The sequence below is a fragment of the Kosakonia sp. HypNH10 genome, from assembly GCF_029850615.1.
Taxonomy (GTDB): Bacteria; Pseudomonadota; Gammaproteobacteria; order Enterobacterales; family Enterobacteriaceae; genus Kosakonia; species Kosakonia cowanii.
In genome coordinates this window covers 285,491-303,104 of sequence record NZ_JAOTIU010000001.1, presented here as the reverse complement: position 1 = coordinate 303,104, position 17,614 = coordinate 285,491, and the positions used below count along the sequence as shown (strand labels likewise).

Here is a 17,614-nt window from a genome sequence, read left to right as displayed (position 1 = left end):
GCGTTATGCACGCTGGGCGCTTGCGCGACCAAATTACCGTTATGAATTCCGTTCCCGTCCGCACCCCCTCCGGTGATGTTAAACCGGAATGGCAGGAGGGAAAGACTGTCTGGGCTGAGGTGAAAGGCATCAGTGGCCGGGAAATCATCTCTGCCGGCGCTGAAAAAGCCGAAGCGACTGTCCGGGTCTGGGTCAGGTATCGCAGTGACATTTCAGCCGCATCACGTCTGAGTGTTAAAAGTGGTGCCTTTAAAGGCCTGACGCTGGAAGTGGCGGGGCCGCCCATCCCGGACGCCGGGTGCACTCAGCTCGAAATTCTCTGCAAACAAGGGGTAAAACCATGATAGGTACCAGCCTCGATTTCTCCGGCCTGCTCGATTTGTCGGAGGATCTCGCCACGCTAAGCAAAGCAGAAAACCGCAAGGTGATGCGCGATGCCACGCGTGCCGGGGCAACCATTTTCAAAGATGAGGCAGTAAGCCGTGCGCCGGTGAAAACGGGGAAACTCAAAAAGAATATCGTCGTGCTGACGCAGCGTGAGCGCAACGGGGCGATATATTCCGGTGTTCATATCCGTGGTACCAACCCGCGCACCGGCGCCAGCGACAAGAAGATGAAAGCCAGCGATCCGCGTAATGCCTACTACTGGCGCTTTATCGAAATGGGTACCTCGACCATGCCGCCCGTGCCGTTCGTCCGCCCGGCCTACGATGCCCGCGAGGAAGATGCGGTAAACGCCGCTTTTGCCGAAGCCAATGCCGCGATCGACAGGGTGCTGGCGAAATGACCGAGGCCGATGTTTACTCGCTGATCGGCGCGCTGGCCGACGGACAGGTTTACCCCGGCGTGGTGCCGCTTAACACCCAGGGTGAACCGGCAGTTGCGCCGCCGTGGATCACATTCACGCTGGTGGTTCAGACCTATGGCGACACCTTCTGCGGTCCGGCGGAGGAAGACACAGCCCTGCAGGTGGATGTTTACGCGTCTTCAGTGGATGAAGCCCGCGCGTTGCGTGAACAGGCGATCGCCGCATTGACGCCGCTGGGATTCACCCGCATGAGCAAGACCGGCGGTTACGAGCCTGAGACAGGCCTGCGCCGTGCAACAGCAGAAGTCCATGTCCTTCAGTAATCCCAACCACTTAATCCCAGCCGCCGCGAGGCGGTTTTTTTATATCCGGAGACAGCTATGTCCGCACTTTATGAAAAATCGCAGTTAACGAAGATCCTGATTTCTTCGCTGCCGGCAACGAAAGATACGATGGCAAGTGCCGACTATCTTGATCTGAGCTGCACGCTCAAAGAGGTCCAGTTCACCGGTGGCCAGAAACAGGACATCGACGTCACCACCCTGTGCTCGACCGAACAGGAGAATATCAACGGCCTGCCGGCTCCGTCGGAGATTTCGCTGTCCGGGAACTTCTTCAAAAATGCGGCACAGGATGCACTGCGTGACGCATATGACAATGACACGACGTATGCTTTTCAGGTGATCTTCCCGTCCGGTAAAGGCTTCCGTTTTCTGGCTGAAGTGCGTCAGCACACCTGGTCATCCGGTACCAACGGCGTGGTCGCGGCCACCTTCTCCCTGCGCCTGAAAGGCAAACCTGAAAATATCGAACCCGGTTCGTAAGGAAAATCATGTCCATTAAAGAGCTTGCCCTGGCGAAACACTCCGGGTTTCGTCATAAAACCGTCACCGTGCCCGAATGGGGCGGTGTGAATGTTGTTCTGCGCGAGCCATCCGGTGAAGCCTGGCTGCGCTGGCAGGAGATCGCCGGAACCGATATCAGGGCTGAAGAGCTTTCGGTGTCGGAGCGCGCGAACCGCAACCTGCGCGCTGATGTCGCGCTTTTTCTCGATGTGCTCTGCGATGAGGACAAACAGCAGGTTTTTACCCGGGACGATGAAGAGGAAGTGCGTGCCATCTATGGCCCCGTGCATTCCCGTCTGCTTAAACAGGCGCTCGACCTGATCGCATCCGGGGATGATGCCCGGGAAAAGTCGCCACCCCCGGCGTTAAATTCCTGATGTCGCTTGCGCTCCGCATGGGGCGCACGCTTTCAGAACTCAGGCAGAGCATGACGGCAAGTGAAATGCTGATGTGGATTGAATACGACAGGATAAGCCCGGTCGGCGATATCCGTGGCGATATTCAGGCAGCGCAGATTGTCTCTGCCATATATGGCTCTCAGGGTGCAAAAGTGCCGTTAACTGATGCCATTCTGCAGTGGGGGGGAGAAGAGCAGCAAACAGACAAGGATCCGTTTGCCGGGCTTGAGGAGGCGCTTACGGAGGCAACTAAGTGACTTTTTTAACCTCAGAGATTAGGATTGTTACCTCTATTTGAAGGGGGTATCCATGGAGTTTTTTCTTATCGCTGCAGTGTTAGGCGTTATTCCTGCTCTTATTGCTAAAAGCAAAGGGCATTCTTTTTTCGCGTGGTGGATTTATGGAACCTTGCTTTTCATCATTGCATTAGTTCATTCATTGGTTATCCGCAAAGATGCGGAAACCGAAGAAAAGAACCTTATCGCTTTTGAGGGAATGAAAAAGTGCCCTTTTTGTGCCGAATTAATTAAATCTGAAGCAATTAAATGTAAGCATTGTGGAAGTGATTTAACTGACAAAAGCAACCACGAAAATTTAATTAAATCTGATGAAGAATATTTAAGAGAGGCCAGGCAAAAGGCTGGTCTAGAAGAATAAGAAACCGCTCCGGCGGTTTTTTTTCGTCCGGAGAATGGTAATGGCAACGCTTCGCGAACTTATTATAAAAATTTCGGCTGACTCCAGTTCATTCCAGAGTGAAATCACCCGAGCACAGCGCATGGGTGCAGATTACTATCGAACAATGCAAAACGGAGGGCGACAAGCTGCAGCTGCCGCTAAAGAAAGTGAAAGGGCATTATCAGATCTCACTGATGGATTTGCCTCAGCAGGTAAAGCTGCCGCCGCCGCTGCAGCGGCCTTTGCTACCGGTAAGCTGGTGCAAATTGCGGACGAATGGAACTCAGTGAATGCTCGCCTTCAACAGGCTTCGTCTTCGTCTGATGATTTTGCGACATCGCAACGTCAGCTTATGGAGATCAGTCAGCGAACCGGTACAGCGTTCTCTGATAATGCCTCTCTTTTTGCACGGGCCGCGGCATCAATGCGCGAGTATGGCTACAGCTCGGAAGAAGTGCTCAAAATTACCGAAGCCGTTTCAACCGGGCTCAAGCTTTCCGGCGCCAGTACGCAGGAGTCAAGTTCTGTTATTACGCAGTTTAGTCAGGCACTTGCACAGGGCGTATTGCGTGGCGAAGAGTTTAATGCGGTCAACGAGGCGGGTGATCGTGTCATCCGTGCCCTTGCTACAGGCATGGGCGTTGCGCGCAAAGATCTCAAAAGTATGGCCGACCAGGGAAAGCTGACGATCGATAAAGTGGTGCCAGCACTAATGAGCCAGCTCGGGGCGTTACAGGGTGAGTTTGCAACGATGCCGCAGACTGTTTCAGGCTCATTGCAAAAGGTCACTAACTCGTTCATGGGGTGGGTTGGTGGTGTTAACGCAGCAACGGGTGCCACGGATGCGCTGTCCGGTGGCCTTGATGGCGTAGCACAGACACTGGACTCCTTTACTTCATCCGCGGTCAGCGGTGCTCTGAGTGACGTGGCTGACAATATGTCAACCATCACCACAGTCGCAGGCGCGCTGGTGGGGGTTGGTCTGGCTAAATACCTCGGCGGAATTGTTACCAGCGCCACAAGTGCGACAGGTGCTTTGATCTCTGCTGCTAAGTCCGAAGTTGCCCTAGCTGTAGCTCAAGACAAAGCGGCCCAGTCAGCAGTAGCGGCTTCAAGAGCCGATGTTTATCGCGCGCAGCAAGCCTTGCAGAGAGCCAAGGGCGCTGATGTTCAGGCTGCTCAGCAGGAAAAAGTAGCGGCTGCAGAGGCAAGGGTAACAGCAGCTCAGGCCAGGCTCACGACGGCTCTTGCCGGAGGCACAGCAACAGAGAAAGTCAGAGCCAGAGCAGCGCTTGAGCGTGCTCAGGCAGGTCTGGCAGCTGCTAAGAATGCGGATGTTCAGGCAGTTGCTGAACGACGACTGGCACAGGCAGAGGCCGCGCGTGACAGGAACCTGGCTAACCGCGTCTCGACTCAAAGCAATTTAAACAGTGTCACGGCAGTCGGATCGCGACTCATGAATAGCGCATTGGGAATTATCGGCGGCTATCCCGGCCTGCTTATGTTAGTGGCTGGTGGGTGGTATGCGGCGTATCAAAATCAGGAGCAAGCCCGCCGCGCAGCTGTGGAGTACGGCAGAACGATAGATGAGGTAAGCAAAAAGACCAGGGAAATGTCTCTGCCCGAAGCTTCAGATAATGGAGAGAAAGCAAAAAAAGCTCTTGATGAACAGAACAGGCTTATTGATGAGCAAAAAAGCAAAATCGAAAGTCTGAAAGTACAAATTGCCGGATCGCAGTATCTGATCAATAACCCTGGTCCGACAACTAAAGATGGTTTCATGATAAACCACCTTACATCTATGAAGACTGTAACTGATGAACTGTCTACTGCAACTGAGCAGTTGTCAGTTGAACAGGAAAGACTTTCTCAGATGCAGGAGAAAGCAGCCTCCATTCAACAAGCACTCGAGGGATTTCAGTACCGTCGCGTCTCACTGATTCGAGAGGAGGCGGCACACCAGAACGCAGCCTATCAGTCCCTGCTGATGATGAACGGTCAGCATCAACGATTTAACCAGTTGCTCGGGCTTGGCAATCAGTTACTGATGGCCCGTCAGGGAATGACACTGGCACCCCTGCGTGTTCCCCAGGCAGAAGCCTCGCAGAAACAGACCGATGCGCTCGAAAAAAGCCGCCGCGATCTGGCTCTCTCCCGCCTGAAAGGCGAGGCAAAAGAGCGCGCACGCCTTGGCTATGCCGCTGATGAACTCGGTTTTGTTACTACCGATCCGCGCTATCAAACCAACCGGCTTGAGTTTATCAATAACGGGCTTGAAGAGTGGCGCAATAACGAGGCCAACAAAAAGCAGCCCAAAGGGCCAAAGACGGACGAAGAAAAGGCCGCTGATGCTTATAAAAGGATGATCAAGCAGCAGAAGGAGCAGATCGCCCTTCAGGGCCAGAGCACCGAACTTGCCAGGGTGAAGTACCAGGTGGTTGAAGGTGAACTGTCCACCCTGGACAAGGCGCAGAAGGCTGAACTGATGCGCAACGCTGCGTTAATCGATCAGGTCAAACTGCGTGAGCAGTTGCGTAATTACGAGGCGAATCTGGCTGACAGCAACGCCAGCGCCCGTGCGGCCAATGATGCGCAGCTCATTGGTTACGGTCAGGGCACCCGGTTCCGTGAGCGGATGCAGGAGCAGTTTAATATCCGCAAGGAGTTTGAACAGAAGAATACCGATCTGCTCCGGCAGCGGCAGGCCGGGGATATAGATGAAACCTTCTACCAGCAGGGGCTGGCACTCAACAGACGCTATCTGGAAGAGCGACTGCGCGACCAGGAAGGGTATTACACCGCTTCCGATGCGCAGCGCGGTGACTGGTTAACGGGCATGTCTGAGGGCTATGCGAACTGGGTGGACGAGGCGACCGACTATTCCGCGATGGCTGCCGACGGGATGAAACAGGCCATGGGCGGGGCGGTGACCACCATTACCGACATGCTCAACGGCAATCTCGACAGCTGGAAGGACTGGGGCATGAACGTGCTGAAAATCATCGAGACCGTTCTCGTTAATATGATGGTCGCGAATGCCGCAAGTTCTCTCGGTTCGCTTTTCAGCTTTGGAGCCTCCTCAGCGGCAACGGCCAGCAGCGGGACGGCCATTCAGAGCGCCGCCTCAAACTTCACCTTCAACGCCAAAGGTAATGTCTACGACTCACCCTCTCTGAGTGCATACAGCGGTGGTGTCTACCAGACCCCGCAGCTGTTTGCCTTTGCGAAAGGAGCCGGGGTTTTTGGTGAGGCCGGTCCGGAGGCGATTATGCCGCTCACGCGCGCAGCTGACGGTTCGCTCGGCGTTCGCGCAGTTGGCGCGCCGCAGTTTTCCGGCGGCGGCCCGTCCGTGTCGTTCGGCGATATCAACATCAATGGCGGTGCGCAGTCCACGGCAGGGCAGGGGGCTGCCGCAACTGCCGGCAGGCAACTCAAGGATGCAATCGTGACCGTAATTAATGAGCAGGCCAGCATGCCCGGATCGCCATTGTGGCGGCTTTTGAAAGGAGCGTAATCATGGCAGTTGAGACCTTCTCCTGGTGCCCGAAGGTGGCGGCGCAGGCTGATACCAGTTTCCGCACCCGCAAAGCTCAGTTCGGGGATAATTATGCACAGGTGGCCGGGGACGGTATTAACCCGGTCACCCCGCAGTGGAGCGTGAGTTTTACCGGCGATGAAGCCTATGTCCAGGCCATAAAGGCGTTTCTGAAGCGGCACGGCGGCTGGAAGTCCTTCATCTGGAAACCGCCCCTGGAGTCCGCGGGGTTATGGCGATCTGAATCCCTCCAGATAGCCACCCACGGCAACGACAAATACACCCTCAGCACCACATTCATTCAGGCATACCATCCATGAGCATTTCATCTGATGTCCAGAAGCTGGAGCCGGGCAGCCGTGTCCGCCTTATCGAGGTTGACGGCGAGGCGTTCGGCGCAGGCATTCTGCGGTTTCATAACGAAACCCTCCCTCACACAGAGGCCGAGATCATTGCTGCGGGCGGCGATGCGTCGAAGCTCCAGCCGAAATCGGTCTGGTGGCAGGGGCTGGAGTACGGTGCGTGGCCTTTTGAACTGACCGGCCTGTCCGTCAGCAGCGACGGGCAGAGCGCCCGCCCGACACTGACCGTGGCAAATATCAGCGGCACGATAGGCGCGCTCTGTCGTCGCTTTCAGGGGATGGCGAAGGCAAAAGTGATCATCCACGACACATTTGCCCATTACCTTGATGCCCGTAATTTCGCTGACGGTAATCCTGCCGCTAACCCGACAGAGGAGCGCAGGCAGGTCTACTACATCGACCGTAAATCCGGTTCGGACGATGAAAACGTTGAGTTTGAGTTGTCCAGCCCGGCAGATCTGCGCGGGCAGCTTATTCCCACGCGCCAGATCCAGCCCATGTGCACCTGGTGCATGCGAGGATGGTACAAAACCGGGAATGGCTGTACCTATGCCGGGCAGAATGGCTGGTTCGATAAGGACGGCAACCCGGTCGATGATCCGTCTCAGGACGTGTGCTCAGGCCTCCTGTCCACCGGGTGCAAGCCGCGATTCGGGGCCGAAAACGAAGTCGATTTTGGCGGGATGCCAGGCGCATCACTTCTGAGGGGGTAACATGCGGGACAAGACAATCAGCGCGATTCTGGCGCATGCGGCGCAGGCGTATCCGGCTGAATGCTGCGGTGTTGTGATCCAGAAGGGACGGGTTGAGAAGTATGTCGCCTGCCGGAATCTGGCTACCTCCCCGGAGGAGCAGTTTGAACTGTCGCCGGAGGATTACGCGGCAGCCGAAGAGCAGGGCACGGTGGTTGCCGTGGTGCACAGCCACCCCGGCGACGGTGCCACGACGCAGCCGAGCGAGCTCGACATGCTGATGTGCGACGCGACCGAAGTGCCGTGGGTGATCGCTTCATGGCCTGAAGGCGACATCCGCACCATCATGCCGCGCGGCGATCGCCCGCTGACCGGGCGTCAGTTTGTTCTCGGGCATGCTGACTGCTGGTCCCTTATCCGTGATTACTTCCGCACTGAACACGGTATCGCGCTGCCCGACTACAGCGTCGATCGCCACTGGTGGGAGGAGGGCGAAAACCTCTATATGGATAACTGGTACGCATGCGGTTTCAGGGAATTCGACGGTCCCCCGCAGCCCGGCGATATGGTCATTATGCAGGTGCAGGCCAGCGTGCCAAATCATGCCGGCGTCCTGCTGGAGGGCAACATGCTGCTGCACCACCTGTACGGGCAGCTCAGCCAGCGCATTCCGTATGGTGGCTATTACCGTGACCGGACCATTAAAGTTTTACGCTACAAGGACCTGATGTGATGGAAAAACGGACCGTTATTAAACTGAGCGGATCGATGGCGCAGCGTTTCGGGCGCACGCACCGCCGGGCGCTGTCCTCTGCCAGCGAGGTTTTCAGGGCGTTGTCCAGCACGGTGGACGGCTTTGAGGATTATCTCCGCGAGGCGCGTGCCAGGGGGCTTGATTTCGTTATCTTTCGCGATCGCCGGAACATCGGTCAGGAAGAGTTTTCGCTTCTCGGTCCGGGCGATGAGCTGCGCATTATCCCGGTGATCCGCGGCAGCAAGCGTGCCGGCATCTTCCAGGCGGTGCTCGGGGTTGCCCTGATTGCCGGGGGTATCGCCCTTGGCCCTGCCGGGGCCGGGCTTATTGGTAAAGGGGTCGCGCTGAATGTTGCGCTGGTCGGCGCATCGATGGCGCTGGGGGGCGTGGTTCAGTTGCTGTCGCCGCAGGTGGCGGGGATGAGGATGCGTCAGGATCCGGATAACAAGCCTTCCTATGCATTCGGCGGCCCGGTCAACACCACCGCCAGCGGCAACCCGGTACCTCTTCTCTACGGCCAGCGGGAGATCGGGGGCGCTATCATTTCAGCCGGCATTTACGCAGAAGATCAGCAATAATTTAATCGAAAGAAGAAGCTAAGGAGATATTATGACTTTAGAACAACGCGTTGAGACACTTGAAATGAAAAGTGCTCAACTGGAGGAGCCCCATAATTCCTTAAATGACGAGCAATTACACTCCGATAGTGTGTTTGTTAATGATCAGAAAAAAGCGGCCCGACAAAAGACCGCTAAATATAAAGGCACTATGTTAATCGGCGTCAATTAATCGCATGTTTTTAACTATATCTCGCATTTGAGGTGAATCTACTTTTGCAAGATTATTCACAACGTTATTTCTTGTGTCTTGTGGCAACGCTGCTGTTAGCATAAGAATTGCTTGCCTGAGCGCAACTATTTCCAGTGCCACTTCGGTTGGCACTCTCTCACTTAAGGTAAATTCAAAGTTAATAAATTTTTCATCCATCATTGGTATCTCCTGTGATTTGGTAGTTATCAGTCATCTCTCATCTCTCATAGGCTCAGCACAAAAATGGCCCAATACTGATGGCTGAATACTCACCATATCCAGGCTATTGGATATATCACATCATTATATGCCGCCAGCAGGCGGCTTTTTTTATGGGCGCGATATGACGAACACAGCTATTAAAGGGCGGAAAGGTGGTGGTACCAAGACCCGCACGCCAGTGGAAGCCCCGGACAGTATTCAGTCCATAGCCAGAGCCAAAATTCTTGTCGCGCTCGGCGAAGGGGAGTTCGCCGGCGGGCTGGACGGGCGGAGCATTTTTCTCGGCGACGCGTCATCGTATACCCCGCTGCAGAATGCCGACGGCAGTTACAACTTCAACAACGTAAAATATGAGTTCCGCTCCGGCACTCAGGATCAGAGCTATATTCAGGGATTTCCGGGCGTTGAGAATGAGCTGCAGGTCGCCTACGAACTCAAAGCTGCCGTGCCGTATGTCCGCTCTGTCTCCAATACCCAGCTTTCAGCCCTGCGCATCCGCCTGGGCTGGCCCACGCTGCTGAACCAGAAAGACAACGGCGATAAGGTGGGTACGCGCGTTGAGTATGCCATCGACCTGTCTGTCGACGGCGGCGCATATGAGACGGTGGTCGACGGCGCTGTCGATGACAAGACCACCACCCTCTATGAGCGCAGTCACCGTATCGACCTGCCAAAAGCCACCACCGGCTGGCAGCTTCGCGTGCGCCGGATAACGCCTGACTCAACGACGGTGAATGTTGTGGACAGTATGCGGGTCGAGGCAGTCACCGAAATAATCGATGCAAAGCTGCGTTATCCCAATACGGCGTTGCTCTACATTGAATTTGATGCGAAGCAGTTCCCGAACGGCATTCCCCAGGTGGTGTGCAATCCGAAGGGGCGCATTATTCGCGTGCCTGATACCTACGATCCTGACACGCGCACCTATTCCGGCACCTGGGAAGGCGGGTTTAAATGGGCGTGGACCGATAACCCGGCGTGGATTTATTACGACATCGTGCTGAATGAGCGCTTCGGGCTTGGTCAGAGGATTGATGCAACCCAGATTGATAAATGGGAGCTGTACCGCATCGCGCAGTACTGCGATCAGCCGGTACCGGATGGTAAAGGCGGCAGCGGCACGGAACCGCGTTTTCGCTGCAACGTCTACATTCAGGAACGCAATGACGCCTGGACGGTGCTGCGCGACCTTGCCAATATCTTCCGCGGCATGACCTACTGGGGCGACAACAAGCTGTATGTGCTGGCCGATATGCCCCGCGATCTCTGGCACATCTATAACCATGCCAGTGTGGTCGACGGTAAATTTACCTTCGCCGATCCGAGCGAAACCACGCGCAACACTGCCGCGCTGGTGAACTGGTCCGATCCGGCGAATCACTACAAAGACACGCCCGAAGTCGTTTATGACAACGATCTGGCGATGCGCTTCGATTACAGCCAGCTCGAAATGACGGCTATCGGCTGCACCCGACAGTCAGAGGCAAACCGGCGCGGGCGCTGGGCGCTGCTCACGAACGGCATCGGTGAGGTGGTGACGTTCAGCACGGGTATGGATGTTCCCCCTGTCGGTGAGGTGATCGGCGTGGCCGCGAACGAACTGGCTGGCAGGGTGATTGGCGGCAGGGTAAGCGCGGTCAGTGGTCGTAATATCACGCTTGACCGTGCCGCGGATGTCAGCGCCGGCAACCGGCTCTTTCTCAACCTGCCGTCAGGGGTGGCGCAGGCCCGGACCGTGCAGGCGGTTAACGGCAATATCGTCACCGTCACCACGGCCTACAGTGAAACGCCTGAAGCGGAGTGCTGCTGGGGTGTGGATGCTGACGATCTGTTTATCGCACTCTTTCGCGTTACCGGCACCCGCGACAACGATGACGGCACTTTCGAGGTGACAGGCGCGACGTACAGCCCGGATATTTACGCTGCGGTTGATACCGGCGCCCGGCTCGATGAAAGGCCGGTCAGCGTGATCCCGCCCGGCGTGCAGGCGCCGCCGGAAAATATCGTCATCGACAGCTATTCGACGGTCAGCCAGAACATTGCCATCACAACCATGCGCGTAGCATGGGATGCCGTAAAGGGGGCAATTGCCTACGAAGCCGAGTGGCGGCGCGACAGCGGTAACTGGGTGAGCGTGCCCCGCACGTCCTCTCTTGGTTTCGAGGTGCCGGGCATCTACGCCGGGCGTTATCTGGTGCGGGTACGGGCGGTGAACGCCAGCGATGTCTCTTCCATATGGGCGACATCAGCTGAGGTCACGCTCACCGGGAAAGTGGGTAATCCGCCGAAACCGGTAGGCTTCACCGCCTCGGAAACTGTTGTGTTTGGTATCGAGCTGAACTGGGGCTTCCCGGCAAACACGGACGACACGCTGAAAACGGAGATCCAGTACAGCCTGACCGGCACCGACGACGATGCTATGCTGCTGGCCGACGTGCCCTATCCGCTGCGTAAGTATCAGCAGATGGGCCTGAAGGCCGGTCAGGTTTTCTGGTACCGCGCGCAGCTGGTGGACCGGACCGGTAACGAATCCGGGTATACCAACTGGGTACGGGGCCAGTCCAGCTCCGATGTGACGGACATTACTGAGGCTGTGCTCGCGCAGATCAAGGATACCGACCTGTTTAAAGACCTCATCGAGAACGCCGTGGAGGGCAGCCAGGCAGTGGCAGATCTGGCTGAGGCAGTGAAGCAGAACGCCGACGGTCTGGCTGCGGCGGCAGGCGCAAACCGCCAGACGGCAGAAGCTATTATCGGTAATGCTCTGGCCATCGCCGACGTGGTAGTACGACAATCAGCCCAGCAGGGCGCTAACTCCGCAAAATTCGAGCAACTACGCGAGGTTATCGCCACCGAAACCGGGGCGCGCGTTACCGATGTGATCCGTCTGGAGGCAAAGACAGACCAGAACGCCGCCGGTATTACCGAAGTGCGCCAGGCGCTGTCAAACGAGAGCGAGGCCCGCGCTTCAGCGGTAGACGAGCTGACCGCGAAGACGGAGAAAAACGCGGCAAATGTCACCGTGCTGAACCAGGCCGTGACGGATCTGGACTCCTCCACCGCCTCGCGCTTTGAGGAAATTTCGGCAGAGATCGCGGGCATTGATGGCAATGAAATCAGAGGGGGAATACAGAGCAATTCCATCGCGCTGATGACCAACACGCTGGCGCAGGTCAGTCTGTCCAACCGAATGAGTGTGCAGTACGGCGCTAACGCCGCAGGCATCCAGCGCGTTGACACTGTTATGGCAGATGCGAGCCAGGCGGTTGCGGAGTCGCTCAGAACGCTGGATGCCAGCGCAGGTGGCAGTACTGCAACTGCAACCGATTTTGCCAAAACCATGGCCAATTTTTCGCAGGTCTCCGCGACCAGAATCAACTCCCTTTCAGTGACGGTAAACGGTCAGCAGGCGGCGATTGTCCAGAATGCTCAGGTTTCGGCCGACATCAACAATAACCTGAATGCGATGTACAGCATCAAGGTGGGTGTGGATGCCAATGGCCGCCAGTACGCCGCAGGGATTGGGCTGGGCGTGCAGAACACCCCGGCGGGCATGCAGTCGCAGGTGCTCTTTCTGGCGGACCGTTTCGCCGTGATGTCACAGGCCGGCGGGACGGTGAGTCTGCCGTTCCTGGTGCAGAACGGGCAGACCTTCATCAACGAAGCCTTTATCAATTACGCGTCGATCACCCTTGCCAAAGTGGGATCGTGGTATTCCGCCAATTATGTGGCCGGGCAGACCGGGACCATCATGAAGGCGGACGGGACATTTGAGGTCAACGGCGCGGTATCGGGCCAGGGAAGGATGCAGATAACGAATAACCGCATCATTTCATACGATGCGCAAAACCGGCCGGCAGCCGTAATGGGGCAACGCTTATAATGCAGATGTTTATTGCAGGTACCAGCTTTGACGCCATCAACGCCATGGCGGCCAGCTATGTACTGGATGTCATGACCATCACCGGTACCGGGAGTAAAACCTACTCCCTGCCCGGGGTGGAACTGACGTATGCCATCGTGAATGACTTCATGGGAGGGCAGTTAACCGGGGCAACCTACAGCGTCAGTGTCAGCGGATTAACCGTGTCGTGGAACGTCAATAATGCCGTCACCCTGATTGTGTACGGCAGCCCGGTGGCGGGTACGCAGAGTGACTATTTTGGCTTTCAGCTCTTCCAGTACCTGAACGGGGTGAGGACGGTCAAACTGGCGCCCAATTATGTCCCGTTGTGCCTGCGGGAAATCATCGATGTGCCTGCCGGCGCGCGCACTGTGCAGACGCAGGTTCCGGCGGGCAATCCGGTCATGTGCTTTCACCGGCATACCGGGGCGGCAATGGACATCAGCTGGTGGAAGCCCGCCACGGCCAACGGGTATCATGCCCTGCAGTTTCCGACGGACGGCAGCAATCAGAGCGGATGCCGGGTGTATGTGTTTTCGAATATTCTCGCGAACATTCCTGATTACGGGTTCTATCTCTACCGCGACGGACAGATGGTCTGGCACAGCAACTGCCTTCCCCTTCAGGTTAACCCGCTGACGAACGGGGATATCACCAGCGACACGCCGCTGGCGGTATCGTCCAGCGTCACGGCACACATCTTCGTGCCGCAGGACCCGGCTTATCCGACGGGGTACAGCAATTTCATGTGTGCATCAGCGGGAAATGACGGGACCCGTTATAAGGTGCAGGTGGGAAAAGTATTCCAGAGCACCTTTATCAGCAATCCCGACGAGGGCAGGCGAATGCGGGGGTGGGCATGTGGCGGGGTGGGGTATATCGAAACGCAGTTCTATGATCAGTACTACAGATATGCCCTTGGCCTGGCCTGATAGTATCACTCCGTCAGCGGCAGCCTGTCGCAGGACGCGGTATCCGTAAAAGCACTCCGCTCAACCCACTGATAACCGAAGCTGCCGCCGGAGAGATATTCGGTGGTGCTGACCGGTTTTCTTATGCCGAATACCGGTACCGCCACCGGGCTTTTCATTACCACCGCCCCGTTATAGCACAGAGGCGGCGTATTGCTGGCGCAGCCTGTCGCCAGTATCGAAAACAGCACAACCGCCGCAGCGTTAATTATTTTCATCTTTATTCCCTGAACAGTATGGATGTGGATCCATTCTATTGGCCGCCTGGTCAGGTGCTAAATAGATTAAACAGATCAATATTTCCTGATTGATCGACTTTATCGATCGTTCATATACGCGCCTTAATCTGGCGCCATGCCCGGAGAAAACATGATTTACACAACTGGCTCCATCGCGGTCAGCGGCAATACCCTGACCGGCAACGGCACGAATTTCACCGCAGCAGGTTCCCTTATTCGTAACGGCTGCACGGTGCTGGCACTGACCAGCCCGGCGCAGGCATTCCAGATCACCGCCATCAACAGCGCGACCAGCCTCACGGTGACGCCGGCTGCCAGCCCGGCGGTGCCCGCCGGCACGAAGTTCGCCATTCTGCTGAGTGACAGCCTTTCGGTTGACGGTCTGGCGCAGGATATCGCTGAAACTTTCACCATGTACCAGGGCTACATGAGCGGCTTTGCCGATGTTATGAAAGGTGTCGGCGACGTGACAATCACCATCAACGGCGAACCGGTTACCGTACCGGGACAAAAATCGCTGGTGAAGAAGGGGGCTAACTCGGACATAACTTCTCTGAGCGGACTCACTACCGCGCTGAGTATTGAGCAGGGGGGGACTGGCGCAAAGGATGCTGCAGGTGCAAGAAAGGCGCTTCAGCTTGGCGGTGCGGCCACACTTGAGGTTGGTACTGCCGCAGGCACCATTGCAGCGGGGAATGATCCACGACTGACCACCCTGGATGGTAAGTCAGGTGGCTCCATCACCGGTCGGATCTCGATGCCTGCCGGTGCCGTAGGGACTTACCTCAGTGCTTCCCAGAATGCGGGCGTCAGGCAGCGTGTGGTGAACGACACATCAGCGACGAGCGCAGTAGGGGCGCTGACGTGGGGGTATAACAACGGCAGTGGTTTTCAGCTCGATACGACATGGGGTTCGGTGGGCCTTGGCGCGTCGGCGTGGCCTTACACATTTATGATGCAGACCGCTAATGAAACCCAGTTTGGTGCGCGCATCTGGACGTTCTCTATGTCGAGCGGCGACATTATTTGCAGTGGATCAGGTAACCAGGCGGGTACGTTTACTTTTACGAAAGCATCGAACTCTGACCGGGAGATCAAACACGATATCGTGTATACCGACGGGCAGGAATCATACGAGAATGTTAAGAAATACTCACCCACATCATTCGTCTATAACGACGATCCGCAGGGCAGAAAGCGTCGCGGGGTAATTGCACAGGATGTGCAGGAGATCGACCCGGAATATGTACGCGCCATCCTTAATCCTTTTACGATGAAAACCAGCCTTTCCCTCGACACTAACGTCATGCTGCTTGATGTGGCGCTGGCACTGAAAGTTGCTATCTCAAAAATCGAGGCGCTTGAGGAAACGGTACAGCAGCTGCGCTATGGCTCCTGAAGTCAGTAAAAAAGCCCCGGCGACGGGGCAGTTAGATTCCGCGCCTGTCTGGTGCAGGCTACGGGGCTGTATTAATTTTAGTCGAAATATGATTTAGCTTAAGAAAAATTCCAGGCGGCTCAGTCCGTTGACAAATCTTCTTGCCGCTTCGCCTTGATAACGTCGTCTTTTGTGAATGCTGTATATTTAAACAGTGATAAGGCGAGGCACCTATGACACATCCTCTTTTTTCCATCAGTGGCCTGAGCCCCTCGGCGCAGTACGTAGAAATTGGAACAAACATTCTGGCTGTAGAGCAGCGCAAGCAGGCCGGCACCGGTTCTATGCTGCTGATAGCTTTCATGGGCCGCCGGCAGATCGCGCGGTTATGCGGAGCGTCGTTGATCACGGAAGAGGGGGAGGCGATCGAGGGCGACGCCCTGGATGACGTGGAAATGCTGGGCGTGGTTACGCACATCATTCGTCCCGCGGCGTTCGACGACTATCCGGTGATGTGAGATGTTCGCCCTCGTCGATGCCAACTCATTCTATGCTTCGTGCGAACAGGCATTCCGGCCAGAGCTGGATCTCGTGCCTGTTGTTGTGGCTTCGAACAATGACGGCTGCGTGATCGCGCGATCGGCGCTCGCTAAAAATCTTGGTATCAAAACCGGCGATCCGATCTTCAAGAATGCCGAGCTTTTTCGCCGGAGCGGCGTGGTTTGCTTCAGCTCGAATTATGAGTTGTACGGGGATATGAGCCATCGGCTTATGACTACACTGGAAGAAATATGCCCGCGCGTATCGGTTTACAGCATTGACGAGGCTTTCTGCGATCTGACCGGCGTGCGGAACTGTCGCGATCTTACGGACTTCGGTCGTGAGATTAAGCGGACGGTCTACCAGCGAACGCTGTTGCATGTAGGTGTTGGCATCGCTCCCACCAAGACGCTGGCCAAGCTGGCGAACCACGCCGCCAAGACATGGAAGGCAACCGGCGGTGTCGTGGATCTATCAAACATTTCCCGCCAGCGGAAGCTGATGGCGCTGCTGCCCTGTAATGAAGTTTGGGGAATCGGATCGCGGATCAGCAAGAAGCTGGCGGCCATGGGTATAAAAACGGCTCTTCAGCTGGCAGATGCCGATATACGGTTTATCCGCAAACACTTCAGCGTGGTGATGGAAAGAACGGTGCGCGAGCTGCGCGGCGAATCTTGCTTGGAGTTCGACGAGTTTCAGCCGGCAAAGCAGGAGATCTGCTGCAGCCGGTCTTTTGGTCAGCGCGTCACCGACTATACGGAAATGCGCCAGGCTATAGTGAGTTATGCCACGCGCGCGGCGGAGAAGCTACGCGGCGAGCATCAGTTTTGTCGCTATGTGTCTGCCTTCGTTAAAACCTCGCCTTTTGCACTCGATGAACCCTATTACGGCAAGCATGCCGGAACAAAGCTCCTAACCCCTACACAGGACACACGCGACATTGTGGCTGCTGCTGTGCGCTGCCTTGATGCGGTCTGGAAAGATGGTCACCGGTACCAGAAAGGCGGGATCCTTCTGGGAGACTTTTTTAGCCAGGGCGTGGCGCAGCTAAACCTCTTTGACGACACCGCACCGCGGGCAAATGCCACGGCGCTGATGGATATCCTGGATTCAGTTAATCAGCGAAATGGTCGGGGCACGCTGTTTTTTGCGGGGCAGGGGATCGAGAAGAAATGGCAGATGAAAAGGGAGATGCTGTCGCCCCGCTGGACTACCCGACTGACGGATGTGCCGCGGGTGTTTTAGCTGATGAAATCGCCGCTGAAGCGAGGGAGATCATGACAGGGGTTTTACCTTCATTTTACCTTAGTTTTACCTTAGAGAAATTTCAGGCATAAAAAAACCAGCCGTAAAAGGCTGGTTTAATTGGGGAATTTTGGTCGGCACGAGAGGATTTGAACCTCCGACCCCTGACACCCCATGATAGGTCAAGCGTAACATTTTCATTTAATGATCGCTTCTGCGTTAACTATGCATAC

Annotated in this window: 19 protein-coding genes and 1 pseudogene; 18 read left to right on the top strand and 2 right to left on the bottom strand. The window is 56.1% G+C overall.

All coding sequences use genetic code 11. The features are described from left to right. Positions 1-5: 5 nt before the first annotated feature. From N7V53_RS01560 to N7V53_RS01500, 13 genes and pseudogenes are all read left to right on the top strand, one after another. Complete coding sequence (locus tag N7V53_RS01560) at positions 6-344, top strand: phage head closure protein (RefSeq protein ID WP_279791732.1); 339 nt, start codon at positions 6-8, stop codon at positions 342-344. Beyond that, positions 341-787, top strand: coding sequence for an HK97-gp10 family putative phage morphogenesis protein (locus tag N7V53_RS01555; protein WP_279791731.1), 447 nt, complete (start codon positions 341-343; stop codon positions 785-787). Before N7V53_RS01560 ends, N7V53_RS01555 begins: the two co-directional genes overlap by 4 nt. Continuing rightward, entirely contained in the window at positions 784-1,131 is a 348-nt protein-coding gene (locus tag N7V53_RS01550; protein WP_187801660.1) for a DUF3168 domain-containing protein, read from the top strand. The genes N7V53_RS01555 and N7V53_RS01550 overlap by 4 nt, the downstream gene beginning before the upstream one ends. 57 nt (positions 1,132-1,188) lie before the next feature. Continuing rightward, positions 1,189-1,608: pseudogene (locus N7V53_RS01545) on the top strand (hypothetical protein); the annotation flags it as partial. Positions 1,609-1,640: 32 nt separating this feature from the next. Continuing rightward, entirely contained in the window at positions 1,641-2,030 is a 390-nt protein-coding gene (locus N7V53_RS01540) for a phage tail assembly chaperone (RefSeq protein ID WP_279791730.1), read from the top strand. After that, a complete protein-coding gene (locus tag N7V53_RS01535; protein ID WP_279791729.1) occupies positions 2,030-2,308 on the top strand; it encodes a DUF4035 domain-containing protein in 279 nt (92 codons plus the stop codon). Before N7V53_RS01540 ends, N7V53_RS01535 begins: the two co-directional genes overlap by 1 nt. A gap of 52 nt (positions 2,309-2,360) precedes the next feature. Then, positions 2,361-2,708, top strand: a complete 348-nt coding sequence (locus N7V53_RS01530) for a zinc ribbon domain-containing protein (protein WP_279791728.1) — start codon at positions 2,361-2,363, stop codon at positions 2,706-2,708. 40 nt (positions 2,709-2,748) lie between these two features. Continuing rightward, positions 2,749-6,243, top strand: coding sequence for a phage tail tape measure protein (locus N7V53_RS01525; protein ID WP_279791727.1), 3,495 nt, complete (start codon positions 2,749-2,751; stop codon positions 6,241-6,243). Positions 6,244-6,245: 2 nt separating this feature from the next. Beyond that, positions 6,246-6,584 carry a phage tail protein gene (locus N7V53_RS01520; protein ID WP_279791726.1) on the top strand — a complete coding sequence of 113 codons (339 nt, stop codon included), beginning with the start codon at positions 6,246-6,248 and terminating at the stop codon, positions 6,582-6,584. After that, on the top strand, positions 6,581-7,339 hold the full coding sequence (locus tag N7V53_RS01515) for a phage minor tail protein L (protein WP_279791724.1): 759 nt from the start codon (positions 6,581-6,583) through the stop codon (positions 7,337-7,339). Before N7V53_RS01520 ends, N7V53_RS01515 begins: the two co-directional genes overlap by 4 nt. A 1-nt stretch (position 7,340) precedes the next feature. Then, a complete protein-coding gene (locus N7V53_RS01510) occupies positions 7,341-8,051 on the top strand; it encodes a C40 family peptidase (protein WP_279791723.1) in 711 nt (236 codons plus the stop codon). Beyond that, a complete protein-coding gene (locus N7V53_RS01505; protein ID WP_279791721.1) occupies positions 8,051-8,650 on the top strand; it encodes a tail assembly protein in 600 nt (199 codons plus the stop codon). Before N7V53_RS01510 ends, N7V53_RS01505 begins: the two co-directional genes overlap by 1 nt. Before the next feature lie 31 nt (positions 8,651-8,681). Further along, positions 8,682-8,861 (top strand): hypothetical protein, encoded by a 180-nt coding sequence (locus tag N7V53_RS01500; RefSeq protein WP_279791719.1) that lies wholly within the window; start codon positions 8,682-8,684, stop codon positions 8,859-8,861. On the opposite strand, the gene N7V53_RS01495 is transcribed toward N7V53_RS01500, so the two are convergent. After that, positions 8,844-9,062, bottom strand: a complete 219-nt coding sequence (locus N7V53_RS01495) for a hypothetical protein (protein ID WP_279791718.1) — start codon at positions 9,060-9,062, stop codon at positions 8,844-8,846. The genes N7V53_RS01500 and N7V53_RS01495 overlap by 18 nt on opposite strands. A 163-nt stretch (positions 9,063-9,225) precedes the next feature. Here N7V53_RS01495 and N7V53_RS01490 point away from each other — a divergent pair, with 163 nt between their 5' ends. After that, positions 9,226-12,987, top strand: coding sequence for a phage tail protein (locus N7V53_RS01490; RefSeq protein ID WP_279791717.1), 3,762 nt, complete (start codon positions 9,226-9,228; stop codon positions 12,985-12,987). Beyond that, entirely contained in the window at positions 12,987-13,940 is a 954-nt protein-coding gene (locus N7V53_RS01485; protein ID WP_279791716.1) for a hypothetical protein, read from the top strand. The genes N7V53_RS01490 and N7V53_RS01485 overlap by 1 nt, the downstream gene beginning before the upstream one ends. A gap of 5 nt (positions 13,941-13,945) precedes the next feature. Here the strand turns inward: N7V53_RS01485 and N7V53_RS01480 are convergent, their stop codons facing one another. Next, positions 13,946-14,197, bottom strand: coding sequence for a hypothetical protein (locus tag N7V53_RS01480; protein WP_279791714.1), 252 nt, complete (start codon positions 14,195-14,197; stop codon positions 13,946-13,948). A gap of 151 nt (positions 14,198-14,348) precedes the next feature. Here N7V53_RS01480 and N7V53_RS01475 point away from each other — a divergent pair, with 151 nt between their 5' ends. The 3 genes from N7V53_RS01475 to umuC all read left to right on the top strand — a co-directional run bounded on the left by N7V53_RS01475 (position 14,349) and on the right by umuC (position 17,381). Continuing rightward, entirely contained in the window at positions 14,349-15,617 is a 1,269-nt protein-coding gene (locus N7V53_RS01475; RefSeq protein WP_279791712.1) for a tail fiber domain-containing protein, read from the top strand. Between the two features lie 212 nt (positions 15,618-15,829). Further along, positions 15,830-16,114 (top strand): hypothetical protein, encoded by a 285-nt coding sequence (locus tag N7V53_RS01470; protein WP_279791710.1) that lies wholly within the window; start codon positions 15,830-15,832, stop codon positions 16,112-16,114. 1 nt (position 16,115) lies between these two features. Beyond that, the gene (gene umuC, locus N7V53_RS01465) at positions 16,116-17,381 is read left to right on the top strand and encodes a translesion error-prone DNA polymerase V subunit UmuC (protein ID WP_279791709.1); all 1,266 of its coding nucleotides are present in this window, start codon (positions 16,116-16,118) and stop codon (positions 17,379-17,381) included. The last annotated feature ends 233 nt before the right edge of the window (positions 17,382-17,614 follow it).